The organism is Streptomyces sp. NPDC026062, assembly GCF_055568375.1.
Window position 1 is genome coordinate 35,138 of the sequence record NZ_JBVHOQ010000043.1, and the last position, 22,709, is coordinate 57,846.

Annotated in this window: 29 protein-coding genes; 3 read left to right on the plus strand and 26 right to left on the minus strand. The window is 72.1% G+C overall.

What is annotated here, in order from left to right:
• From ACZ4LX_RS30810 to ACZ4LX_RS30935, 26 genes are all read right to left on the minus strand, one after another.
• A complete protein-coding gene (locus ACZ4LX_RS30810) occupies positions 1 to 2,241 on the minus strand; it encodes a phage minor capsid protein (RefSeq protein WP_467650205.1) in 2,241 nt (746 codons plus the stop codon).
• Positions 2,242 to 2,278: 37 nt separating this feature from the next.
• Entirely contained in the window at positions 2,279 to 3,766 is a 1,488-nt protein-coding gene (locus ACZ4LX_RS30815) for a phage portal protein (protein ID WP_467650169.1), read from the minus strand.
• Positions 3,753 to 3,932 carry a hypothetical protein gene (locus ACZ4LX_RS30820; protein ID WP_467650168.1) on the minus strand — a complete coding sequence of 60 codons (180 nt, stop codon included), beginning with the start codon at positions 3,930 to 3,932 and terminating at the stop codon, positions 3,753 to 3,755. Before ACZ4LX_RS30820 ends, ACZ4LX_RS30815 begins: the two co-directional genes overlap by 14 nt.
• On the minus strand, positions 3,929 to 5,188 hold the full coding sequence (locus ACZ4LX_RS30825) for a PBSX family phage terminase large subunit (RefSeq protein ID WP_467650167.1): 1,260 nt from the start codon (positions 5,186 to 5,188) through the stop codon (positions 3,929 to 3,931). Before ACZ4LX_RS30825 ends, ACZ4LX_RS30820 begins: the two co-directional genes overlap by 4 nt.
• Before the next feature lie 4 nt (positions 5,189 to 5,192).
• Positions 5,193 to 5,720: a helix-turn-helix domain-containing protein gene (locus ACZ4LX_RS30830; protein WP_467650166.1), complete on the minus strand. Its 528-nt coding sequence runs from the start codon at positions 5,718 to 5,720 to the stop codon at positions 5,193 to 5,195.
• A 147-nt stretch (positions 5,721 to 5,867) separates the two neighbouring features.
• The gene (locus tag ACZ4LX_RS30835; protein ID WP_467650165.1) at positions 5,868 to 6,266 is read right to left on the minus strand and encodes a hypothetical protein; all 399 of its coding nucleotides are present in this window, start codon (positions 6,264 to 6,266) and stop codon (positions 5,868 to 5,870) included.
• A gap of 85 nt (positions 6,267 to 6,351) precedes the next feature.
• Positions 6,352 to 6,993, minus strand: coding sequence for a hypothetical protein (locus ACZ4LX_RS30840; RefSeq protein ID WP_467650164.1), 642 nt, complete (start codon positions 6,991 to 6,993; stop codon positions 6,352 to 6,354).
• A gap of 57 nt (positions 6,994 to 7,050) precedes the next feature.
• Positions 7,051 to 7,377, minus strand: coding sequence for a hypothetical protein (locus ACZ4LX_RS30845; protein ID WP_467650163.1), 327 nt, complete (start codon positions 7,375 to 7,377; stop codon positions 7,051 to 7,053).
• A gap of 56 nt (positions 7,378 to 7,433) precedes the next feature.
• Positions 7,434 to 7,784 (minus strand): hypothetical protein, encoded by a 351-nt coding sequence (locus ACZ4LX_RS30850; protein ID WP_467650162.1) that lies wholly within the window; start codon positions 7,782 to 7,784, stop codon positions 7,434 to 7,436.
• Positions 7,785 to 7,840: 56 nt separating this feature from the next.
• The gene (locus ACZ4LX_RS30855) at positions 7,841 to 8,701 is read right to left on the minus strand and encodes a hypothetical protein (RefSeq protein ID WP_467650161.1); all 861 of its coding nucleotides are present in this window, start codon (positions 8,699 to 8,701) and stop codon (positions 7,841 to 7,843) included.
• 164 nt (positions 8,702 to 8,865) lie between these two features.
• A complete protein-coding gene (locus tag ACZ4LX_RS30860) occupies positions 8,866 to 9,684 on the minus strand; it encodes a hypothetical protein (RefSeq protein WP_467650160.1) in 819 nt (272 codons plus the stop codon).
• Positions 9,685 to 9,737: 53 nt separating this feature from the next.
• Positions 9,738 to 10,541 carry a hypothetical protein gene (locus tag ACZ4LX_RS30865; protein WP_467650159.1) on the minus strand — a complete coding sequence of 268 codons (804 nt, stop codon included), beginning with the start codon at positions 10,539 to 10,541 and terminating at the stop codon, positions 9,738 to 9,740.
• A complete protein-coding gene (locus tag ACZ4LX_RS30870) occupies positions 10,538 to 10,873 on the minus strand; it encodes a hypothetical protein (RefSeq protein WP_467650158.1) in 336 nt (111 codons plus the stop codon). Before ACZ4LX_RS30870 ends, ACZ4LX_RS30865 begins: the two co-directional genes overlap by 4 nt.
• A complete protein-coding gene (locus ACZ4LX_RS30875) occupies positions 10,870 to 11,535 on the minus strand; it encodes a hypothetical protein (protein WP_467650157.1) in 666 nt (221 codons plus the stop codon). The genes ACZ4LX_RS30870 and ACZ4LX_RS30875 overlap by 4 nt, the downstream gene beginning before the upstream one ends.
• A gap of 116 nt (positions 11,536 to 11,651) precedes the next feature.
• Positions 11,652 to 12,131 (minus strand): single-stranded DNA-binding protein, encoded by a 480-nt coding sequence (locus ACZ4LX_RS30880; protein ID WP_467650156.1) that lies wholly within the window; start codon positions 12,129 to 12,131, stop codon positions 11,652 to 11,654.
• 2 nt (positions 12,132 to 12,133) lie between these two features.
• Positions 12,134 to 12,649: an HNH endonuclease signature motif containing protein gene (locus ACZ4LX_RS30885; protein ID WP_467650155.1), complete on the minus strand. Its 516-nt coding sequence runs from the start codon at positions 12,647 to 12,649 to the stop codon at positions 12,134 to 12,136.
• Positions 12,650 to 12,764: 115 nt separating this feature from the next.
• The gene (locus tag ACZ4LX_RS30890; RefSeq protein ID WP_467650154.1) at positions 12,765 to 12,935 is read right to left on the minus strand and encodes a hypothetical protein; all 171 of its coding nucleotides are present in this window, start codon (positions 12,933 to 12,935) and stop codon (positions 12,765 to 12,767) included.
• Entirely contained in the window at positions 12,932 to 13,411 is a 480-nt protein-coding gene (locus ACZ4LX_RS30895; RefSeq protein ID WP_467650153.1) for a hypothetical protein, read from the minus strand. Before ACZ4LX_RS30895 ends, ACZ4LX_RS30890 begins: the two co-directional genes overlap by 4 nt.
• On the minus strand, positions 13,408 to 14,115 hold the full coding sequence (locus ACZ4LX_RS30900; protein WP_467650152.1) for a zinc finger domain-containing protein: 708 nt from the start codon (positions 14,113 to 14,115) through the stop codon (positions 13,408 to 13,410). The genes ACZ4LX_RS30895 and ACZ4LX_RS30900 overlap by 4 nt, the downstream gene beginning before the upstream one ends.
• A complete protein-coding gene (locus ACZ4LX_RS30905; RefSeq protein WP_467650151.1) occupies positions 14,112 to 15,062 on the minus strand; it encodes a mucin-2 in 951 nt (316 codons plus the stop codon). Before ACZ4LX_RS30905 ends, ACZ4LX_RS30900 begins: the two co-directional genes overlap by 4 nt.
• Positions 15,063 to 15,287: 225 nt before the next feature.
• A complete protein-coding gene (locus ACZ4LX_RS30910) occupies positions 15,288 to 16,982 on the minus strand; it encodes a DNA cytosine methyltransferase (protein WP_467650150.1) in 1,695 nt (564 codons plus the stop codon).
• Entirely contained in the window at positions 16,979 to 17,683 is a 705-nt protein-coding gene (locus ACZ4LX_RS30915; RefSeq protein WP_467650148.1) for a hypothetical protein, read from the minus strand. Before ACZ4LX_RS30915 ends, ACZ4LX_RS30910 begins: the two co-directional genes overlap by 4 nt.
• Positions 17,680 to 18,771: an ERF family protein gene (locus ACZ4LX_RS30920; protein WP_467650147.1), complete on the minus strand. Its 1,092-nt coding sequence runs from the start codon at positions 18,769 to 18,771 to the stop codon at positions 17,680 to 17,682. Before ACZ4LX_RS30920 ends, ACZ4LX_RS30915 begins: the two co-directional genes overlap by 4 nt.
• On the minus strand, positions 18,768 to 19,142 hold the full coding sequence (locus ACZ4LX_RS30925) for a hypothetical protein (protein ID WP_467650146.1): 375 nt from the start codon (positions 19,140 to 19,142) through the stop codon (positions 18,768 to 18,770). The genes ACZ4LX_RS30920 and ACZ4LX_RS30925 overlap by 4 nt, the downstream gene beginning before the upstream one ends.
• Complete coding sequence (locus ACZ4LX_RS30930) at positions 19,139 to 19,513, minus strand: hypothetical protein (protein WP_467650145.1); 375 nt, start codon at positions 19,511 to 19,513, stop codon at positions 19,139 to 19,141. The genes ACZ4LX_RS30925 and ACZ4LX_RS30930 overlap by 4 nt, the downstream gene beginning before the upstream one ends.
• 68 nt (positions 19,514 to 19,581) lie before the next feature.
• On the minus strand, positions 19,582 to 19,773 hold the full coding sequence (locus tag ACZ4LX_RS30935; protein ID WP_467650144.1) for a hypothetical protein: 192 nt from the start codon (positions 19,771 to 19,773) through the stop codon (positions 19,582 to 19,584).
• A gap of 465 nt (positions 19,774 to 20,238) precedes the next feature.
• On the opposite strand from ACZ4LX_RS30935, the gene ACZ4LX_RS30940 reads away from it, so the two are divergent.
• From ACZ4LX_RS30940 to ACZ4LX_RS30950, 3 genes are read left to right on the plus strand one after another with little or no spacing between them, the layout of a single operon-like run.
• Positions 20,239 to 20,694 (plus strand): helix-turn-helix domain-containing protein, encoded by a 456-nt coding sequence (locus tag ACZ4LX_RS30940; RefSeq protein WP_030579090.1) that lies wholly within the window; start codon positions 20,239 to 20,241, stop codon positions 20,692 to 20,694.
• Positions 20,695 to 20,725: 31 nt separating this feature from the next.
• On the plus strand, positions 20,726 to 21,076 hold the full coding sequence (locus ACZ4LX_RS30945; RefSeq protein WP_467650143.1) for a hypothetical protein: 351 nt from the start codon (positions 20,726 to 20,728) through the stop codon (positions 21,074 to 21,076).
• Entirely contained in the window at positions 21,073 to 22,695 is a 1,623-nt protein-coding gene (locus ACZ4LX_RS30950; protein WP_467650142.1) for a recombinase family protein, read from the plus strand. Before ACZ4LX_RS30945 ends, ACZ4LX_RS30950 begins: the two co-directional genes overlap by 4 nt.
• The last annotated feature ends 14 nt before the right edge of the window (positions 22,696 to 22,709 follow it).

Below are 22,709 nucleotides of genomic sequence, written 5' to 3' on the forward strand. Positions count from 1 at the left end.
CTACCGTTTGTTCTGGTGGTCGGACTCATTGTTGCGCGCTCCGGACGCCCACCGCTGGGTTTGTCCGGTTGCCTGTTCGATGAACTCAGCCTGAGTCAGACGGCCGTGCTCGGCCCACCACTCCTTGAGTTCGTCCGACGCGTTGGCGTAGGCGATCCGGGCGGGCCCGCTGAACAGGGTCACCGGATTGCGACCGGCGGCCTGGGCGCTCTTGCTGAGCAAGTAGCCGTTGCAGTCGAGTTCGGCCTGTAGGTACTGCCGGTAGACGTACTCGTCGTACAGGGCGCGCGCCTCGCGGCGGGTGAGCCGGGGCGCGGTGCCCTCGGCGACGGCGGCCTCCCGTGCGGACTGCGCGGCGACAAGCCTCGCCAACTCGTCGGCGAACTGGGTGTCGTCGGCGAGGGCGCCCCACTCGTCCGGCGGGGGTGCCGGGTCGAGCACGTCGGCGAGGGCGTCCCGGTCGGCGAGCAGGTCCGCGACCGCGTCGCCCGTTGCGGCGGGGGGCGGCAACTCGACGGCGTCGCGGCGGTCCATCTCGGCGGCGATCCTGAGCAGTTCCTCGCTGTCGGCATAGGTCATGCACCAGGCGAGGGCGTCGTCGCCCACGTCCGCGAGGTCTGCGGCGAGGTTCCCGCCGGGGAAGTACCGGGCGAGCAGGTCGCGCCGGTCGGCCTCGGCGGCGAGGGCCGCGAGGTCATCGCCCCCGGCCACGCGGGCGCGGACGGCGAGGTCGTGGTCGGAGAGACCGACCAGGTCGGCGCGCACGCCGGGCAGCCGGCTGGCGAGGTCGCGCCGGTGCATCTCCGCCATAACGCGCAGCGTGTCGCCGTCGTCGAGGTGGGGATACGCCCGTGCGAGGTCGTGGTCGCTGAACGCGAGCAGGTCGTCGGCGAGGCGCCCGCCGGGCCGTACGCGGCCGAGCAGGTCGTCGAGGTCGCGCCGGTCGGCTTCGCCCTCGACCCGCGCCCGCGCCTGCTTGTCGAGCAGGTTCGAGCGCATGGCGGCGGCGAGCTGGTCGTCGCTCATCTCGCGTACGGCCTGGTCGTCGCCCGACCACACGCGCGCGGCGTCGACCTGCTCGGCCGTGGGCGGGCCGGGTGGCTTGGGCGCTCCCTGCTTGCGGGTGCGCTGCTCGGGCGGGAGGTTGCTCGCGCCTTCCTGCTCGCGGGCGCGGTTGCGCCGTAGGTCGGGGTGGGCGGCGAGGTGGTCGCGCATCGCTGCTTGCCACTGGCGGACCTTGAGCCGTGCGGCGCGCAGTTCCTCGGGGGTGACGGCGGCGGCCTCGCGCTTCTTGTGCTTCCTGATGTTCCGCTCGATGGCCCGCTGTCGCTGTCCGGCCTCGTACCCGGCGGGGTCGCTCTCGGCCTGCTCGGCCACTGTCAGACCCGGGGTGTATGCCGACGTGCTGTGCCTACAGTTCGGGTGTTGCAGCCCTGCCCGGCGGGCCTGGTCGAGCGACCCGGCGACCTGCACGCGGACCATGAGGCCGTCCTCGACGGCGTGCTCGACCTCGACCTCGCGTGCGCCGTCGGGTCCGCCCACGGTCAGTACCCGTCCTTCCCAGTCGCGGCAGAGCGGGCATTCGCGCGGGGCGTTGGACACGATGACCAGGTCGACGCCGGCCTCGGCGAGGGTGCGCGTGTGCGCCTCGGTCGCCGCGCGGCCAACGGATGTCCGGACGGCCATTTCCGCGTAAGAGGTGAGCTGCCAACGGCGGCCGGAGCGGTCCCGGAACGACGTGATGCCCTGGTCGGCGAACCGGCGCATGGCGTCCTGTGTCGCCTGGCGTCGGGTGCCGGTGCCCAGTAGCGGCGTGGCGGTGACCTCGGCGACGACGCCGCGGTACCCGTCCTCGACGGTCCGCAGAATCGAGCGGTGTCGTTCGGTGAGCAGGTCGACCGTTTCCTGTGCGAGCCGGTCGACGGCCTGTGCGTTCGGCGTCACGTCGTCGACCAGGCGGCGCGCGTCGTCGGACAGGGCGCCCAACTCGGCGGCGGCGGCGCGGTGCCCGGTGTTGTACGCGTCGGCAACGGCGTCGAACACGTCGAGGGTCACGGCCTTGCCCAACTCGTCGACAACGGCCTGTGAGGCGCGGCGTACGGCCTGGACGGCGGCGAGCTTGCGCTCGGCCCACCCGGGCGCGTCGAGGCCGTCGGCGAGCTGCCGGGCGATGATGCCGAGTAGGCGTTCCTCGGCCCCCGCGTAGAGGTCGCGCGTACCGGCGGCGAGGTCTTCGACCATGCCCGGGTGGATCGGCACGGCTCACCCCCCCGGTCGGTCACGCGGCCATGGGGAAGTTCCCGACGGGGTCGGGCGCGGCTGCTCCGGTCTCGGCGAGGATCGCGTCGACCTCGGCGCGTACCGCCGTGTCGTCCCAATCGGGGTGCAGGATCTTGACCTTGGTCGAGGTCGATACGGCCCCGGCGCGGTTGAGCAGGTCGAGCGTGGTCGCCGTCGCCTGCTCGCTCTCGGCGACCCCGTCGCCGAAGTCGACGCGCGGGCGTACGGGGGTGATGCGGCTCCCGAACAGCTTCACGTCGAGCTGCAAGAGGACGTGGCACATATCGGCGACACCGTGTCGCCAGTACCCGGCCTTCTTGCGCCGGGTCACCATACTGCGCTGGTCGCGGCTGTCGACCTCGGTCGCGGTGACCGGCTGTCCCTCGCCGTCCAGCCCGAACGACTGGGGCGAGTAGCCGGCGGCCTGGGCGGCCTGACGCATGAGCGCTTCCGCGCTGCTGCGGTGCTCCTCGACCCGGATATCGAACTGGGCGAGGGTGATCCCCACGCCCTCGTTGGGCGGCATCTTCAGGCTGTGCCAGACCTCGCGGTCGTCGTCGAACGACGCTCCGCGTCCCGGCCCGTCGTTGCGCATGTACCCGTCGGGGATGATCAGGCGGGCGCGGGCGAGCCGGATGTCGCGCATCCACGATGTCCACACCTCGTCGAGGCTGTCGAACATGTCGTAGATCGGCGCGGCGTAGTCGCTGCGGCCGAGCGGGGAGCCGCGGTGCAGCCGGTTGGGCAGCATGTTGGGGATGTACGCGGCGGTGAGATCCCGGATGCCGGTCGCGATGCTGTCGCCCTCGCCGTCGGCGTCGAGCGAGCCGACCAGGTCGGCCGTGTCGGGGTGCTCGGTGAGCGGCACCCGGCGGCCGACGTTCTCGCCGCTCCCCTCGTACAGGGCGTGGACGATGCGGCCGGTTTCGTGCCGCTCGAAGTGGCGCCACACGGTCGACGCTGTCGACCCGTCCAGCTCGCGCCAGAAGTTCACCGCGCGCAGCATCCCGAACCGGAACTCGGGTACGGCGCCGTCGGGCTGCATGACAGTCAGTAGGGGCCGGTCGGTCAACTCGCGGTCCCACGTGACCCGGAGGAATACCCCGGACAGGGCGGCGGCCTGCTCGGCCGCGCCTAGAAACACCTGCTGCGCGCGGCCTTCGTCGAGCAGCAGGTCGAGGCGGTCCTGTGTGGCGGTGTCCTCGACCTTGACCGTCGGCATGTCCGCGAACAGCAGGTCGGCGCTGGTGCTCGCGATGTCGCCGGGCAGGGGGACGTGTAGGCGGTTGTCGCGCCGGTCGAGGCGGTGCTCGAACGACTTCCTTCCCCACAGCCGGCGGCGCTCGGCCGGGCGCTTGTGGTTCGAGTAGACCCGCGCGAGACGCTGCCGGTCGCCGCTGTACCACGCGTCGTCGGTGCGCATCGCGTCGTACAGCGGGGCCCACGCCGGGGGCGGCCATGCCGCGCCCTGGTCAGGGAGTGCCATCGTCGCCCCCTTCGTCGGTGCTGTTCTCGATCGCGTCGGCGGCCTCGCGGAACATCGCGGCGAGGGCGGGGCGCAGCTGCTCGCCGGGGGCGAGGGTGAGTTCGCCTACCTCGACGGTGTGCTCGCCGACGGTGAACAGCACGGGCAGGGTGAACGGTCCGGTCATGGGGTGGCGGTCTCCTTCGGCGCGGTGAGCAGGTGCCGCCACTCGTGCGCCGTGCTGTGGACGGCGTAGCGCAGTGCGTCGGCTGAGTGGTCGTCGACCTTGAGGGGGGCGTCTTCTCCGCGCTCGGTCGCCTTGGGGTTCCAGCTGTAGCCGGGCAGTTCGCCGAGCAGTCCCTCGCACGACTCGTGTACGAGCAGCCGGTCGGCGGCGAGCAGGCTCGACACGCTGCGGATGCCGTCGGCGACCTCGTTCGAGGCGCGGGCGAGGCCGGGGTGTCCGTCCTGCCACATCTGCGTTGAGAAAGAGGCGGCGCTCGGGTCGATGAACGTCCACTCGGGCGTGATGTCGAGGCCGTCGAGCCACGCCCGGACGGCGGTGCTGTACTGCGCGTCGGTCATGCTGCGGTGGGTGGCGCGGGAGTCGTGTCGCCACTCGGCGGCGGCGTACAGCCGGTTGTCGACGCCCTCGCCGAGCAGGATCGCCGAGAACGGGTTCGTGGTGCCGTAGTCGCACCCAAGCCAGTACCGGCGCATGTCCGGCAGCTGGGCGACGACGTGGCGCCCCTCGTCCCACATGTCATAGATGGCGCCCTCGGCGACCACCCATGCGCCGTCGATCATCCGGCGGCGCCATAGTCCGACGTACTCGGCGGCGAGGCTCGCGACGTACTCGGCACTCAGTGACGGGTTGTCGGACAGCTTGAAGTGCCATTGCGCGAGGTTGAGTTCGGCGGCGCGGTCGAGATAGCCGGTCTTGAGCCAGTGACGCGGGCTGTCGGGGTTCGTGGTCAGGTACAGGCGCGCGCCCGGCACGGAGAGGCGGGCGAGCAGCTGCGTGAAAAACCCCTCGGGCAAGAGAGTGCCCTCGTCCACGTACGCGAGCTGCGCCGTCAAGCCACGTAGGCGGCCCTCGGCGCGGGCGTCGGCGGCGCCGATCAGGTGGACGGTGCGGCCGAGGATCGTCGCGGTGGTCGCGCCCCTGGTGTGCACGATGTGCCGGGCGAGGGGCCCGAACAACGCGCGGTCTTGCAGGGGTTCGAGGCAGTTCCGTTCGATGGTTTGCAGCGACCGGCCACAGATGATGATCAGGCCGGACGGGCCCGCCGTGGCGACGGCGATCACGAACGCCAGCAGCGAGGCAATGGTCTTCCCGGACCTGACCGAGCCGTGCCATATGTTGATGCGGCGGGTGGCCTGACCGATGGAGCGCAGCTGCTTGCGGGACAGGGGCAGACGGTCGAGGTCGAGGTCGAGCACCGGCTCACCCCCCGTCGGCGCCCCCGTCGTCGGCGTCGTCGTCGCCGGCTGCGCGCGTCAAGGCGTCGCCGAGGGCTCCCAACATGCTTTTGACCTGCTCGACGCCCTCGCCGCCCTCGACCGGCGCGAGCTTGAGCGACTTCTCAATCGCCGTGCCGGTCGCCGCGAGGATGGCGCGTTGGTCCTGGAAGGTGGGCCGGTCGAGCCTGGTGTCGTTCCAGACGTTTTCTTTTCCGCCGAACGCCCCGATGGTGCACGGCTCCCACAGCTGCGCCCGCAGCCTCTCGGCGTCGTCTTGCAGCTTGAAAGCGAGGTCGGTCCGGCGCGACGCGAGGTCGGCCCGGCGTACCTCGGTGGCGACGGCGACCTCGCCCGCGCGATCGAAGGTGAGCGGGGGCTCGAACCCGGCGGCGATCTTGGACACGGTCGAGGGCGACCGGCGGATCGCCTTCGCGATGTGGTTCCGGCCCTTGCCCTGGGCGTGAAGGGTGCGTACCTGCTCGCGGTCGGTGTCGTCGATGGGTCGAGCCACGCGCGGCCACCTCCTCACCCGGACATGCGAACGCCCCGCCGCTGGGGGGAGAGCGGCGGGGCGTTCGGGTGGGGCGTCCGTTTCCGGGCACGCCGAGGTCGGTCCCGACTTTAGGTCACGAACCGATAACGGCGCAACCTGGATCGGTCACGTGCGCGCGGGGCCCGCCGCGTCCGGACGCGCGGGCGCCTCGGCGAGCAGGGCCTCGGCGTACGCCGGTCGCAGCTGACGGCCGGACGGCGGGCCGGGCAGTCGGACACCGACCGGCCGCGTCGGACGCAGCTTCGCGGGGTCCTCCAACTGGTAGGCGAGCAGGACCGGCGCGGCGTCCGGCGGGCACACCTGGTGCGCCCATGCCGTGCGGTAGGTGGTGGCGAGCTGTCCGACGGCCTGTCGGACGGCCTCGGTGAACGTCGGGTGCACGCGCATGATCGTGGCGAGGTCGGCGGCGAGGTCGTCGTCGATGCGCAGCGACGGGCGGTCGCCGGCTGCGGGCGGGCCGGTCTTCTTGGACTTCTGCCGGTCGGTAGGGTTCTCGGTAGCCATCGGTTGGGGTCGCTCCAATTCGGTGGTCAGGGCCCGCCCATACGGTTTGTGAGGAACCGGGCGGGCCCGCTGCATGTGCGGGGGTCTACTGGTCGCCGGCGGCCTTCCGGCGCTCTCGGTGCTCGCGCTCCGCGCGGGTGCGCGCGGCCCTGCTCTTGCGCTCGTGGTCCTCGACGATGCCGGTCATTTCGGCGAGCCAGTCCTCAACCGCGGCTGTTTCCTCGCCCGGCTCCTTGCGCAGAACGGCGTAGACGTGCGAGTCGGACACCTTGAGCAGCCGCGCGATGTCCGCCGGTTTCATGCCCTCGGCCTTGGCCCGCCGGATCATGACCGGCGTCGACTCGACCGCCTTCTCGCCGCTCTTGCGGGTCTCGGCGAGCTGGGCGAGGGCGTGCGCCATGGGGTGCAGCGCGACGGGGAACTCGGCCTCGATCATCGCGGCGCGCTCGGCGAGCATCTGGGACCGGCGGCCACGACGGAGCGTGCTCACGATGTCGAGCGAGGACATGGGGCGGCTGTCGGTGACGACCGCTCCGGACTCGACGGCGGCCGTCAGCAGGTTGAGGGCGAGGGCGGCGAGCTGCGGGCGGCCGTCGAGCAGCTGGTCGAGCAGTTCGCGGGCGTCGGGCGCGGGCTGGGCCTCGATGCCGCGCTCGGCGGCGTAGTGGCGCAGTGCGTCGGCCTGCTGCTCGACGGACGCCTCGGGCTCGGGGTCGTTGGTGCTCATGTGGTGGTGCTCCTGTCGGTGGTCGGGCCCGCCCTCGGGCGAGGGCGGGCGGGGCTGTCAGGCGGCGAACAGGGCGACCTGTTCGGGCTTGTGGGGCAGGCCGTCGAGGGCGAGCTGTACGGGCCGCACGGAGGCCGTGAGGGGCGCGGGGCGCGGCTCGGGCTGGGGGGCCTTGGTGCGCCACTGGGCGGCGACGGCGGCGGCCTCGGCGCGGTCGCGGGCCTCGGCGCGTACGCATCGCTTGCACAGGCGCCACCCGCGCACCACGGCGAAGATCCCGTTGCGCCCGCCCGCGAGGCGACCGCAGAACAGGTCTCGGGTTCCGGGGCGGCGGTAGTGGCCCGTGGTCTTGAGGGCGGCGCCGCGCACTGCGTAGGTCTCCACTGGGGGTGTCTCCCTTGGCGGGGCCCGCCCTCGGTGGGCGGGCCCCTTCGGCGGTGTCAGGCGGCGGGGACGATCAGGACCAGGTCGGCGGCGGGCCACGGGTCGCACACGTTCCACGGGTTGTCGTCGCCGAGGTTGGCGACGGGCCCCTCGTGGTCGGCCATGGTGGCGCACGCCCCGCAACCGCACGTCGGGTCGTAGGGCATCGGGCGGGCGGCGTACTGCTCGTTGAAGTAGTCGGCCCTCGGCATCCGCTCGCCGACGGCGGCGAACGACGCGAGGACGGTGTCGCCCTCGACGACCTGCTCGGCGCGCACGATGCGGGCGGCGGCGGGGTCGACCAGCAGGGGGGCGTGATCCTCGTCGGCGGGGAGCGCCGTCACGACCACGGGAAAGAACTCGATCATGGTGTGTCCCTTCGGGGTTGGGGGGCGCCCGCGCGGGGCGCCCCCTCGGTGGTCGGTCAGGCGCGGTTGTCGATGATGTGGGCGCGGACGGCGGCGACGGCCTGCTCGTAGAACGTCCACTCGCCGTCGAGGTCGTGCTGTACGCCGTCGGTGCCCGCGACGCTGGCCTCGATCGGGCGTCCGGGCCACACGATGCCGCGCTCGACGCCGTCCTCGAACACGACGACGTAACCCGCCGTCGACCACGCGCAGACCCACCCCTTACGCGTTACGAGCGGGTACTCGTCGTAGTCCTGCTCGTCCTGATCCATCGTGATCGTGCGGTACCGCTGGGGCAGGAAGGTGATCACGGCGGTGGGGCGCAGCTTCTCGACGGAGCGGGCGAACGCGCTCTCGGCGGTCTGCTGGCCGTTGAACAGGTACTCGCGGAACTGGAGCTGCGACCCGTCGGCGGCGACGCGCTCGACGGTCCAATACCCGTCAAGGGGCTTGCCCGACGTGTTGAAGATCCGGTACTCGGCGCCGAGGAACTGGAAGGCGTAACGGCCCTTCTCGTCGGTCTCGGTGAGCTTGGGCTCGGGCGCGGCCTCGCGTTCGTGGGTGCCGTTGCACTCGTCGGCGCGGTCGGTCTCGGCGCAGTCGCACGGGCAACCGCAGTCCTCGACGGCGCGCACCCAGAACGTGTACGCGTCACAGGTCCACTCGCCGACGATCTCGGCGTCGGGCAGCTGGTCGAGCTTGGCGAGCAGGGCGTCGAACTCGGTGTCGTCCTCGGCGTCCTCGGCCGTGTTCGAGATGTCGGCCTCAAGCCACGCGCGGGCGCCGTCGAGGGTGGGCAGGCACTCGATCCGGTACTGAGGGTCGAGGCCGATCTCGTTCATGCCGACGTGGTATCGGGTCCGGCTGCTGGCGTTCATCGGGGGTCGCTCCCTTGGTCGGTGTGGCGGGTGAGGGCCGCCGTCGTTGTGTTGTGGGAGCACTGTAACCACTTCTGAAGTCACTTCACAAGTCGTTTCAGAAGTCGAATCACAAAGGGGGTGCCGAGCAACTGCCCGGCACCCCCGGCCCGTTGGGCCCGGCCCTACGCGGCAGGCTGCTGCCGGGCGGCGGCGAGGGCGACCCACAGGGCGACCAGGTCGGCCCCCCGCCACTCTCCCGACCGGCGGCCCTCGGCGGGCGCGGTGCACGCTGCGCCGGTCGAGCACGCGACGACCGGCTCGCCGCCCGGACGGGTCCGGCCGGTCAGGCACCCGGCGCACCACGGGCACGGCTCGGCGAGCGTCGTCGACCGGCCGTCGCGGCCGAGGGCACGCTCGACGGTCCGGCGCGACCGGCGGGCGGCCGTGGCGACCTGGTCCAGCATCCGGACCGGCATCGGTACGAACAGGTCCCCCGCCGGTTCGTCCAGCGCCCGGCCCTCAAGCCACACAGCAGCCCAGTGCAGACCGAACGCGCGCGAGCCGGGCGAGGTCTGCGCCTGGTAGTGCCATCGGGCCGGGTCGGCGGCGTCGGCCTGGTCGGCAACGGACCGGCCCCGGCTGTCGCGCGCCGGTCGTATGGGGCGCTGCACGTACTCGGCGACCGCGTCGGCGAGGCCGAACAGGTCGCGCTCGACCTCGATCGCGGCGTCGAGGGCGTCGAGGTTGAGCGGGGCCGGGTGCTCGCGCAGGATCAGGGGAAGCCGGCCGACGGTCGCCGCCGGCTGCTCGTCCTCGACGGTGTCGGCCTGCTCGGCGAGGTGTCCGTCGATGTACGCGCGGGAGTCGCGCGGCGGCCACTCGGCGGCCGGTCGGCGGCCGATCGCGGCGAGCAGGTCGCCCCACTGCTCGCGAACGGCGGCGAGGTCGACGGCGGCGCGGCTGGCGACCGGCGGCGCGGTGTGGTCGAGGGGGGTCGTCATGGGTGCTGCTCCTGTGCTCGGTGCGTACGGCGGGGCGAGGGCGGGGTCGCCGGTCAGGCGGGGACCTGGTTGAGGACGTGCCGCACGCGCTCGGCGAGGTCGTGGCGTCCGTTGGCGTACGCGAGGTCGGTCGGCAGGCCGAGACGCGGCCGGGGTTCGTCGGGCAGTGCGGCCCGGACGGCGGCGAGCTGCTGCTCGGCGGCCCTGGCGCGCGCGTACTCGGCGCGGGCGTCGGCCCCGTTGTCGCGCGCGTCCTTCTCCAGGCGGCGTATGCGCTGCTCGGCCGTGGCGAGGGCGATGTCGTGGTCGCGCTTCTGCTCGGCGAGGCGTGCCGCGGTTGATTCGGCGGCCTCGGCGAACGCTGCGTGCATGGCGATCTGCCCGGCGTTCAGGGCGTCGGCGTCGTCGTCGAGGGCCTGCTCGATGCGCTCGGCGTAGACGGCGGCGGCGCCCATGGGGGAACCGGCGCGCATCCGGTGGGCGAGGTCGCGCACGCGGTCGAGGGCACGCTCGGCGGCGGCGCGGTGGCGCTCGGCCTCGTTGCTGCACTGGTGCGCGGCGCGCGTTATCTCCTCGGCCTGCTCGGCGCGCTGCTCGGCCTCGACGATCGCGGCGTCGGCGGCGGCCCGGTTGCGGGCGAGGGCGCGCGTCGACCCGGCGTTCGCCTTGCGCGACTCGTCGGCGGTCCGCTGCTCCTCGACGACGTATTCGCGCAAGAGGGCGGCCTCGTTGCGGGAGAGGGTTCCACGGTCGAGGCGGGCGAGCAGGATGTCGAGCCCGGCCCGCCGGTCGCTGCGCTCGTGGTCGCGCCCCTTGGTGCGGGAGTGCCGTCGGCGTCGCGGCGCGGTGGTGGTCATCGGTCGTTCTCCTCGGTGTGCTTGGTGAGCGCTCGGCATGTGGTGCAGCTCGGGGGGCAGGCCCGGCCCTCGCCGCGCGCGAGGCGGGCGAGGGCGCGGTCGGCGCGGCGGCGGCGCTGTCGGGCGGTCCCGAACGGCACGTCGAGATAGAGCAGGCTCGGGGACAGCAGCAGCCCGGCGCGGTGGGCGTAGTACCGCCACCCCTGCCCGCGAACCATGCGCGGGCGAGGGCGGGCGAGGGGGCCGGGGGCGCGTCGGCACGCCCACCGGCCGAGGGGCACGCCCGACGCGAGCAGCAGGGCGACGACGGCCGCCCACGCCGGGCCGTTCACTCGGTGACCTGGGCGTCGAGGCCGGTCGCGTGCCGGTCGAGCAGCCTCCGCGTGTGCTGCATACCGGTGAGCAGGCCGCGCGTACCCCGGTTGACTCCGTGCTCGTCGCGGTACTCGTCGGTGTCGCGCTGGGCGAGGTCGGACAGCTCGCGCGTGTGAGCGGCGAGCAGGACCAGGGCGGCGGCGAGGGCCTGCTCGGGGGACCGGCGGACGTCGTCGAGCAGTACGTCGCGCAGCGTGATGACCACGGGGTGACCGGCCTCGGCGTTGAACGCGAGGGCGCTCCGTACGTCGGCGACCCAATCCGTCGCCGGCTGCGCCTGGTCGCGCTGCTGGGGTGTGGTCATGGCGGCGAGGCCGAGGGCGGCGAGGCCGGGGGCGTCGTCCGGCAGCTGGTCGGCGACGGCGGCGAGCAGGTCGTCGAGGCTGGTCGGGCGCGGTACGGGGGCGTCGTGAAGGGGGCACGGTGCGCCGGTCGCGAGGGAGGTGTCGCACGCCCCGGCCGGTCCCTCAAGCGAGGCGGCTATCTGGCGCAGGACGTTGGCGGCCACGGGGCGGGGGAGGTTGCACGCCACGTCGGCCGGTCCGCTGTTCGGCACGGTGACGATCAGGCGGTGAGTGTCGAGCGAGGCGACGGCGACGGCGTCGGGGATACGGGGCATGGGGTGGTGCTCCTGTCTCGGGTCGGGTGGAACGGTGCTGACTTCACGGTGTTGGCGGTGAACCACTGCACGTCGCTCGCGCGCGCGGGAGGGCCCGCGACCGGACGCGCGGCCGGTCAGAACGGGGGCTCGGTGTGCCCCTGAGTCGCCCACGGGTCGCCTTGGGGCTGCTGGCCGTATCCCTGGCGCTGCTGCTGGCTGTACGCCTGCTGGTGGCCCTGCTGGCCGTTGCCGGTCGCCTTGGTGACAGCCGCGGTTGCGCGGAGCAGCGACGGCGCGACCTCGTCGGCCTGTATCTCGTAGCTGCTGCGCTTGCTGCCGTCGGTGGCTTCGTACTGGCGCTGGGTGAGGCGGCCGACGACGATCACGCGGTCGCCGCGCTTGATGGACTCGGCGACGTGCTCGGCCTGCTGGCGCCATACGGCCACGCCGAGGAACAGCGGTTCGCCGTCTTCCCATTCGTTCGTCTGGCGGTTGAACTTCCGGGGGGTGTTGGCCATGCGGAAGTTCGCGACGGCGGCGCCGGACGGGGTGAACCTGAGTTCCGGGTCGGCAACCAGGTTGCCCGTGAACGTGATGGTGGTGTCGCCACTCATGGTTATGCGGCCCTTTCGAGGGTGGGAGCGGTGCGGGGGCGGATGGGCGCGACAGTCGCGAGGCGGTCCTCGCGGGCTCGGGCACGGGCGGCGCGGGCGGCGGCGTTCTTGCACGCCCGGCACTTCCGGGTGTTGTCCTTCGCGCGGATGGTGTTCGCCTGGTCGTAGGGGTGACCGGCGGGGCAGTGCGTGACGGCGGCTCGCTGCGCGACGTGGTTCGTGGACCTGAGCACGTTCTCGCGGTGCGTGACGGCTTCGAGGTGGGCGGGGGCGACGCATTCGCGGCGGCGGCATCGGTGGTCGACTTCGAGGCCGGCGGGTATGGGCCCGTTGGCCTGTTCGTAGGCGTAGCGGTGGGCCTTGGCGGTGCGGCCGTTGATCCAGAACGAGCCGTAGCCCTTCTCGTTCTGCGCTCCGGTCCACAGGTGGCAGGGGCCGGGGCAGTCCCGGCGGGGCGACCAGGGGCCCGCCGGGTTCACGAATGCGGCGAACCGGGCGGCCGGGGTGGGCCGGTCCATGGATGTACCTCCGTCGGGATGTAGGGCGTTTCACGGATGGTGCAATCCATCCATGGATGGAAGGTAGCGCACAGGGGGCGGCGCCGCCCATTCGGATACCGCCCCCATCTGCGAGCTAAGCGGCTGCTGGGGCGTCCGATTCGGGCTCGTCGAGGGTCAACGTCCACCCCACGGCGGTGAGTTCGTCCGCGACAACCTCGGCCACGTTCCCGGCGTCCTGCACGCCGTTGCTGTGGGCGACCTCGACGGCGGCCCGGATGGCGGCGAGGGCGGCGTCGGGAATCATCGCTGCGCGCCGGTCACGTGGCGTGCGTCGCGCCGTCCGCACTGCTCGCGGGCGACCGGCGGGCGCACCATCATGCGGGCAAGGGCGTCGAGGTCGCGCTCGGACCGTTCGGCGGCGGCGCGGCGATCGGCGGCGGCCTGCTCGGCTGCGCGGCGCTGCGCCTCGGCGCGGTCGCGCTGCTCGGCCTCGGCGGCGAGGCGGGCGGCGAGCTGGGCGGGCCCGTCCACCTCGAACCACGTCACCCACCGGCCGAACCCCTCGTGACGCTCGACGACCACGTACGCGCCCTGACCGGCCATGTCGCGGGCGATGCGGCGGGCGGCGCTGCGGTCGCTGGTCGGCTTCACGGCGGGCCGGTCGGGCCGGTCGTCCCACGATCCGGTGATCCGGTAACCGGTCGTGTTCTTCGTGCGGTCGGTCGCCCTCGCGCGGCGGCGGTGCGGTGCGCGGTCGGGGTTCTTCTTGTTCCGGTTCATGCGGCCGGCTCCTTCGGGGCGTAGTGCTGGGCGGTGGCGAGGTCGAGGCGGGAGGGGTGCGGCTCGGCGCGGTCCCGGCGGCGTTTCCCGCCCTGCTGGCACGGCTCACCGGGGCGGGCGCGGCACGTCACGTACGGGCACGTCACGTCGAGCGGGTCGGGCAGGTTCGCGGCGGCGCGGCGCTCACGCTCGGCGCGCGTCTTGCGGAAGTCGGCGAGGGCGTCGGCGACGGCGCGCGGCATGTACTCGACGCCGAGGGCGGCGAGGCGGGCGGCGGCGAACTCGTCGCGGGCCTCGCGGGTACTTCCGCCGGTCAGCTCCCGGTACACCGACGGGGCGGCCTGGCCGGTGGCTATGGCCTGCCTGGTTTCGGCGAGGACGGCGCGGTACGCCCGGTGGTCGTCCGGGTCGACCGGCGGAACGGGGTCCGTGTGGCGGCCGAGTACGTCCGTCTTGAAGGCGTGCCACGGGCGCGATACGTCGCTCGGCTGGATGCGGTACGCGCTGGTCGCGATGTGGTGGCGGACGACGTGACCGGCGTGCCAGTCGCGGCCGTCGGGGTGTGGGGCCGTCGTCGGCACGTCGGCGAGCAGGTCGAACCACTGGTCGAGGCGTTCGTCGGCCTCGGCCTGGTCGGCGGGGGCGAGGCGGGGGTCGAGACGCACGGCGTAGGCGAGCAGGGCGGCGACTTCTTCGACCATCATCGGGCGTTCTCCTGGGGGTTGAGGGCGGCGGCGAACATGTCGGCGGCGCGCGCCACGCGGCCGGGGCGGGCGGCGTCGAGGGGGATCACGTCGGCGCCGGGCGAGGTGGGGGCGCCGTCGGGAACGGGCGGGAGCGCGGTCCAGCCGGGCAGGAAGTACCGGACGCTGCGGGGGCGGGAGCGGGCGCGGCCGAACTGCCCTCGGGCGTGCTCGACCAAGGCGGCGACGGATGTCCTCGCGACGATCGCCTCAAGGCGGAACCACTCGGCCGTTTCGAGGGACCACTCGACGACGATCCCGGCGGCGGTGAGCGCGTCCCGCAACGGGACGACGTTCGGGGGGACGGCGGGGGTCGAGTCGTAGCTAGCTAGCTGTACCTCCGTAGGAGGTACAGCGGGACGGGACGGGTCGGGACGGGGGGACCGTGACGCATCCTCGCCGTCACGGTGTGACCCGTGCCCCTGACCTGCGATGTCGTCGGGAAACTCGATCTGATTCGAGAACGGTTCGCGCTTTTCCGGCGTCGGATCGTCGTCGATTCGCGGACGATTCGCCGACGGATCGCGCGGATTACGCTCCTGGTTCCGCTGTTCTGCGGCCCGTTCGCGGGCGCGTTTCTGGCGCTCGGCGGCGGCGGCGCGGTCGTCCTCGACGCGGGCGCGGGTCGGGTTGTAGGTCAGGAAGTCGTGCATCACGTAGTCGCCGGCGGGCGGCTGCTCGCACCGGGCGCAGCTGTGGCCGTGGGTGTGCCACAGGCCGGACGCGACCAGCTTCCGGGCCTGGGGCGCGGTGCCGTACAGCTGGGCGACGACACCCGGTATGACGCCCTCGGTGAGGTGCTGGGCCGCGTAGGCGCCCGCGCGGACCCACAGGCCGAGGGCGGCGTTACCGGCCTTGAGCAGCTTCGGGTTCGTGTGCGCCGTGTCGTCGACTTTGAACCAGGTCACGGGGGTTGTGCTCCTGTCGGGGATGGGGCTCCCGGGGCGAGGGGCCGGTCGGCTCGTCCTCGCCCCGGGGCGTTCACTGGGCGCGCTGGCGCTGGAAGTAAGGGCGGGTCCGCGCGGGCTGGTGCTCCTCGCACCGCCACCCGCACACGTACGGGCGGACCGGCCGCGCGCCGCATCGGGGGTTGCCGTGGTCGCACGCGGGCGGCGGCGGGGGCTCTGCGGCGCTCACGCGGCGAGGCCGAACCGCTCGGCGATTCCGGCGCGGTGAAGCAGGAACCGGATCGCGTGGGCGGCCTGCTGGGGCACGACGCCGTTCCCCAACGCCTTGAGCTGGGCCGGGCGGGACAGGCCCGGCACGCCGGTCACGTGGCCGTGGGGCAGACCCATCATCCACTCGACGAACTCGGCGGTCAGGCGGCCTCGATCGTCAGTTGGCCGGGGTGCCGGTCGGCCCGTCGCCGCTTCCCACCGTTCGACCGCGGGGCCGTACTGTCCCCAATCGAGGCCGCAGCGTTCGCCAGTGTCGGCGTCCCATCCCCGTACTTCTGGTTCGGGCTCGCCTTGGTTCCGTCGCTCGCCCTCGGCGTCGGGAACATCGGCAACACGACCTCCGACAGCGGCGGCCGAAACCCCTCGCTCGACCGGCGTCCCGGCGTCCCTGTGTCGCTCGCCCTCGGCGTCGGCAGCAGGGGCGCGGCGTCCGTCAACGTCTCCCCGTACCCCTGCCCGTACGGCGTCCCGTCCTCGCGCCGGTTCCTCGACCCGCGCGAGTCGGCGGCCGTCGGCGTCGGCAACAGGTGCTCCACCTCGTCCGCGAGCGTCGGGCCGTGCCCGCCCCGCTTCCTCTTCTCCGGATGCTGCGACCCCCCGTTCACCGCGAGCTGCGCCGTCGGGGTCTTGAGTAGCCGCACGACCGCCGGTAGGCCGTCCTCGAACCCGACTCCCTTGCTGTCCCTCGCCCTGGGCGTCGGCAGCTGCGCGATGCGCGCCCGCAACGTGTCGTTGCGGTTCCCGTCCGGGGCCCCCGGCCCGTTCCACTCGCTCGTTGTCGGGGTCGGCAGCAGACCACGCGATGATGAAAACGCGCTCACGCTGGTGCGGGGCCCCGACTTCGGATGCGCGCTGCACGTGCCATTCCGCATCGAGCCCGAGGTCGGCCAAGTCGCCGAGAACGGCGCCGACAGCTCGAAGAGTGTCGGCGTCTCCGTCGTCCTCATCCACAGGCGCGCCGTCGAGTCCCAGACTGCGAACGGCCTTGGCGGAGAGGAGTCCGCGAACATTCTCGATCACTACCAATCGGGGTCGGAGGATGGCTATCGCGCGGGCCACGTGGAACCACAGGCCGGACCTGGTGCCCTTGATCACGCGCTCGGGCGGCGGGCCCGCCGGGTCGGCGAGGTCGCGGGCGTTGAGTTCGGCAACCGCGGCGGCGGCGGCCATGCCGGACAGGCGCGACGGCACGGCCCCCGACGGCGAGGCGGCCTCACACGTCGCGTGGTCGTGGTCGCCCCACCGGCAGTTACCGCAGAGCAGGGCGCCCGCGGGTATGACCTGGTCGCCAATGACGCCCGCCCGCTTGCCGGCGAGGCTCACGTCTTGGCACGGGAAACCGGCGCACAGGATGTCGACCGGCTCGACGCTCGACCAGTCGACGCGGGTCACGTCGCCGTGGTTCGGCACCTCCGGCCAGTGGTGCGCAAGGATGCGCGCGGCGTACTGGTGCTTGTCGTCCGGGTCGTACTGGCAGTGCCACGCCACGGTTGCGCCGAGCAGGCCCATAACGGCCATGTCGAGGCCGCCGTACCCGCTGCACAGGGAACCGATCCGCAACCGGTCGGACACGTCGAGGGCGAGCTGTCCGGGAACGTCGGTGAACCGCTCGGCGATCAACTGCTCGGCGCGGTCGAGGGTGCGCGTCATACGGCCTCGCCCCCCGCCGTGATCGCGGCGAGCTGCTGCGCGAGGGCACCGGAACGCCACGCCTCGGCGGTCGTGTCCTTCCCGCCCTTGCGCCACGTGATCGCGTACGTGCGCGCCCTGGTCGGCTTGATGACGACGCCCGGCACGTCGAGGACTTCGCCCGTGGTCTTGTCGACCAGCTTCGCGGCCTCGGCCGCGTCCATCTCGGCGAGCAGTTCCGCGAGCTTCCACGGCTTGACCTCGCGCACGATCCGGGTCGTGGTCCACTCCTCGTCGGGCCACTGCTTCCGGACCCACCGGGCGAGGGCTTCCTCATCGGTGACGACCGGCCCCGTCTCGCCCTTGCGCAGTGAGATCGTGGCGACCTGCTCGCCGGTCGGCAGGGACGCGACGACGCGCTCGGTCCCGTCGCGCTTCTCGGCGGCGTCGAGGGCCCGCTGTGTGCGCGCCTTCACGTCCTTCTGCGCGGCGGCCACCCGCTCGGCGAGCAGCTTCAAGACGGCGGCCTCGGTGGCGAGGTCGCGCAGCGACTCAGTCGGCTGCGCGACGGCGGGCTCGGCGTCGAGCGGCTGCTCGTCGAACGTGGGCTCGCGACCGGCGGCGGCGTCGGCCTCGGCGGCGAGCCGGTTCATGCCGATGCGCTCGGTAATCGTGTCGTAGTGGTGCTGATCGATCGGGCTGTCGAACGTGGGCGCGCTCATGCGGTCGCCGCCTTCGCGGCGTCGAGCAGGTCGTCGCGCATCTCGCGCAGCTGCTCGACGGTGCCCTCGGCGGACTTGCGCCCGTACTTGGAGCTGAAAAGCTGCTCGACCTCGGCGCGGTCGGTCACGCCCGCGCTGCGGGCGGCGTCGTACAACTCGCCGATGGCTGCGGCCTGTTCCTGGTCCGGCTGCTGCGGCTTCTGCTGTGGGCCTGGGGCCTGCTGCTGACCGGCGGGCGCCTGCTGCTGCGGCTTCTGGGCGGCCTTGCGCTTGGCCTCGGCGATCCCGTCCAGCTGTGCGACGACCTCGGGCGGGGCCCCGGCCGCGACGGCGGCGGCGCGCACCTTCGCGAACGCCTCGGGCGTCGGCGCCTTCTTGGCCTCGGCGAGGAAGTGCTCGCGGCGCTGGCCCGGCTGCTGCTGGGCGGGCGCCTGCTCCCACGGCCCCGGCTCGGCGCGGCTGCTGCGGCGGGCCTGCTGGCCGTTGCGGCCCTGGCGCTGCTGCTGGCCGTTCCGGCCGTTGCGCTGCTGCTGCTGCTGGCGCTGGGGCGGCGCGGTGGGTATCGGCGCGGTGTCCTGGTCGCTGTCGTCGATCGACCGGGAGTCGACCGGGATCATGAACACCCAGAAAAGCATGTACTTGAGGGCGGCGGACATCGCCTTGTTGGTGCTCTTGTCGCCGCTGTCCATGGCTTCGCCGGGCATGGTTACGAGCAGACAGTCGCCGGCGGGACCGTAGATCCGGTAGAGCATCGTGAGGTTGGTGTGCGTGCCCTTCTCGCCGCGCGGGCGCTGCCGGTGCTCGACGATCTCGGGCGCGATGAAACAGCCGTGGTTGCGCATGGGACCGGCCATCGCGCTCATCGCGTCATCGACGCCCCGGAAGGCGTAGTTCTGCTGGGTGTTCTGCTGGTCCTTCCCGATCGGCATTACGTCCTGCATGACGGCGTGAATGACCTGGAACACGCGCGGCAGATCGGTAGGGGCACCGGACGGGGCGGGCTCGTAGGCCGTCCGGGCGGGCCCGGCGGGCGGGGCGGCCACGGGGGCGGGGGCAGTCTGGTTCGGGTGCAGCTGGGTGACGGTCACGGGCGCGTGCTCCTGGTCTTGCGATGCCGGATGCGTCCGGCCAGGCGGGTGATACGACCGGCGAGAGTGATCGCCGTGTCGGGGTCGAGCAGGTCGTCGAGGTCGGCGGCGATCGGGGCCTCGGCGGCCAGTGCCTCGCGGCTCCCGTCGGCGGCGGCGGCGCGCATCGCCCGTTCGTACTCGGGCACGTCGTGCCCGTAGATCGCTCGGTCGAGGGCGGCGACGTTCTCGCCGTGGTGGGCGAGCAGGGCGCCGAGGTCGTCGGGGGCCTCGACGTAGGCGAGGGCGAGGTCGTCGAGCAGCTGCTCGGCACGGGCGGCGATCGGCAGACGGACGGCGAGGCCGTCGGCCGTGAGCTGGGGGCGGATCACGGGTGCAGCTCCTCGGGCAGGGTCGGCGCGTCGAGGGAGAGGTCGCCCGTCGCGGCGTCGTAGGCGCGCGGGCGGGTCCAGTCGGCGGCGGGGAACGCCCGGCGCAGCAGGCCGAGGGCGGCGCGGTGCGCGGAGTGGTCGGCCTTGAGCGGCAGACCGAGGGCGTCGTCGAGGGCGACGTACATCGCGACGCGCTGCTCGCCGTCGCGGTCGGTGTGCACGGGGACGATCCGCACGCGGACGGTGCCCGGGGCGATCTCGTCCAGCTGCCGGGCGAGTACGCCGGTCAGGGTGAGTCGCTTCCGGGCGGCGAGGGCGCCCGCGATGGCCTCGGCGGCGCGGGGGTGGGCAGTACGCTGGGTGGTGTTCACGATCGGTACCTCTCGGGGTTCGGTCGAGGCGGGCCGTCCGGGGTGCATCCCGGACGGCCCTCGGCGTTTCAGGCGGCGGCGCGGTGCTCGGCGCTGGGCGCCTGGTCGCGCTGCTGGCGTTCGAGGCGGCGCAAGATGAGTTCGACCTCGGGGGCGAGCCGACCGGCGGCGCGGTCGCGGTCGCGGCGGGCGCGGGCGGCGTCGATGACCCGGCGGGCGTCGGCGAACGCTTGGTCGCGGGTGACCTGCGGGGCGCTCACGCGGCGGCTCGCTTGACCAGCTGGCCTGTGGAAACGCCGTAGTGGAGTTCAACAGCGGCGGCGACGGCGGCACTTGGTGCCGTGTGTCCGTTCCACAGTCGCCATGCGGTGTTTCGTGCAACCTTCAACCGGCGGGCGGTGTCTGACGGGTTACGGTCCCCCGCTTGATTCGCTGCGGTGACCAGGGCGGCGCGGTCGTACATACGGGCATCGTCCTTCCGTGGATGACGTGTTCCATCCATGGATGGAACGTTAGCACGACGGAAGGGCGTTCGATCGGCATATGCATTTGGAGTCCGGGCGTCCGAAAGCGCGTTGACAGCTGGCATATGCGCGGCAACAATCGGTCATCTGTTCGACTGCATCGGCGCAGCTCAGGGGGGTGAACCGTGTCATTGGTGTGCGTACCGGACGTAATCAAACGATCATGTGGTACTGACGGTCCACGCGCGGTAGGTTCCATCCATGGAACGAACGAACCCCCACAGGAACGACGGCGACCGGGCCACGCCCGAAGAGTTCGCCGCATGGCTGAGAGATCAGCTCGAACGCCGCGGCTATGACCTACGACCTAGGGGCGGCGGGCAAACCCGCTTCGCCGCCGACTCGGGCATCGGGCAGGCATCCGTCAGCCGGATGCTGCGGGGTCAGGGAGCACCGGAGACGCGCGTACTCGAAACGCTTGCCGTCACCCTCGAACTCCCCCTCGCCGAGGTACTGGTCGCCGCCGGCATCCTCACCCGCGACGTGCTGCAAGCCATCCGCCAGCAGACCCCCCGTACAGACCCGTTGACCCCGGAGGCGGCAGCCGCAGAACTGGGCATCACAGACCCCCAGGGAATCGAGCTGTTCGTGTCCTTTACCGAGACCCTGCGAAAGCAGCGAGCCAAGAACGGCGAGGACCGTATCGCCGAGAACTAACCAGCACGGAGGCACAGTGACCCGCCGCTACATGCCCATCCTCGCTACCGGCCTCCTGCTGGTGGGACTGTCCTCGGGCGTCATGGGCCTACTGGGCACCAACGACCATCTATGGCGGGCGGGACTCTTCTGTGTCCTCACGGCCGTGCCCCTGTTCATCATCCGAGCCGTCCACGACTCCCACCAGGTCAGCGACGAACGCCTCGCCACCGCAGACCAGGCCGGCTACATGCGCGCCCTCGATCACGTCGCGCGCGGCCTGCTCGACGTACCCCGGACGCCCCCCGGCGGCCAGCGCGACAACCGCGCCGAGCAGGTCGCGGGCAACGTGATCCCACTGCGCCCGCACCACCACAGCCAACCCGAACGGAAGGCACAGTGACTCAACTCGACCTCCCGGCAACCTTTCGAGGCTCGCCCACGGATGAGGACGGCGAGCCGTGGCTCGCGTACATCCGCGTATCCACGTGGAAAGAAGAGAAGATCAGCCCGGAACTACAGCGGGACGCAATCGCCCAGTGGGCCCGCCGGACTGGGCGCCGCATCATCGGGTGGATTGAAGACCTCGACGTATCGGGGCGCCACTTCAAACGCAAGATCATGACATGCATCGAGCGCGTCGAAGCAGGCGAAGCGCGAGGCGTCGCCGTCTGGCGGTACTCACGGTTCGGCCGCGACCGCACGGGCAACGCGATCAACCTCGCCCGGCTCCAACAGGCCGGGGGAGAACTGGAATCGGCAACAGAGCCGGTCGACGCCACAACAGCCATCGGCCGGTTTCAGCGCGGCATGATCCTTGAGTTCTCCGCGTTCGAGAGCGACCGCGCCGGCGAGCAGTGGCGCGAGACGCACAACCACCGAAAGTACAAGCTCCGGTTGCCCGCCCAGGGGCGGAAACGGTGGGGGTACGTCTGGCACCGCCGGTACGACGCCGGAACGGGCAAGCTCCAAGAAGAGAAGTACGAGCCGGACCAGACCACCGGGCCCGTGTGCGCACAGCTGTACGCCGACTACGCCGACGGCACCGGATTCAGCGCTCTATGCGGCAAGTTGAACCGCGCCGGGCACCGCACCACGCAGGGCACCATGTGGAGCACCGAGACCCTGAGCCGCTACATGGACAGCGGATTCGCCGCCGGTCTGCTCTCCGTCCACGACCCCGAATGCCGGTGCCGCAAGACGAACGGCACGTGCAAGAAGCACGTGTTCATTCAGGGTGCCCAAGAGGAACTGATCGATTTCGACCTCTGGAAGAGGTACCGGCAGCGGCGAAAGGAGGTCGCAGCAACCGCGCCACGCTCCCGCGTCGGAATCTACGAACTCACCAGCCTGGTGAAATGCGCTGGATGCCGACAGGGAACCAGCCTGAACACAAGCAAGCGGGAGGGCCGCAACGTCACAGGGTTCGCCTACCGGTGCAGCAAGCGAGCCAAGTCCGGCGGCACCGCGTGCGTAGGGATTCTCGTCGAGCGGGACTACGTCGAGAAGGAAGTGTTCAAGTGGCTGGAGCAGGAAGCCGCGGCGGGCATCGACAAGGCGCCCGCGACCAAGGCCACGCCCGAACAGGACCGTGCGAAAGCCCAGGCCGCCAACATCACGGCCCGCGCCCGCGCACAGACCGATGTCGACAAGCAGCGCCAGGCACTCGCGAGGCTCCGAGCCGAGCACGCAGCGAACCCGGACGATTTCGGAGAGGGGGAGTACGAAGAGGCCGCCGACCTCATTCGCAAGAAGCGGGCCGAGGCACAGAAGCTACTCGACAGCATCCCCGATGTTGTGCCGCTTCCTCGCCGGTCGGAGTTCGTTCCCTTGGTCGTCGGCATCGTCAAGGAGTGGAAGACGTTCAGCGTCGCCGAGCGCAACATGACGTTGCGCAAGATCATTCGGCGGGTTGCGATCACCCGGCATGGTCCGGGAGCCGAGCACCACGACGTGACGATTCACCCACTCTGGGAGCCGGACCCATGGCCGGACCCGAAGAAGAAAGCTACCGAGAGGTAGTGACATACCAAGTG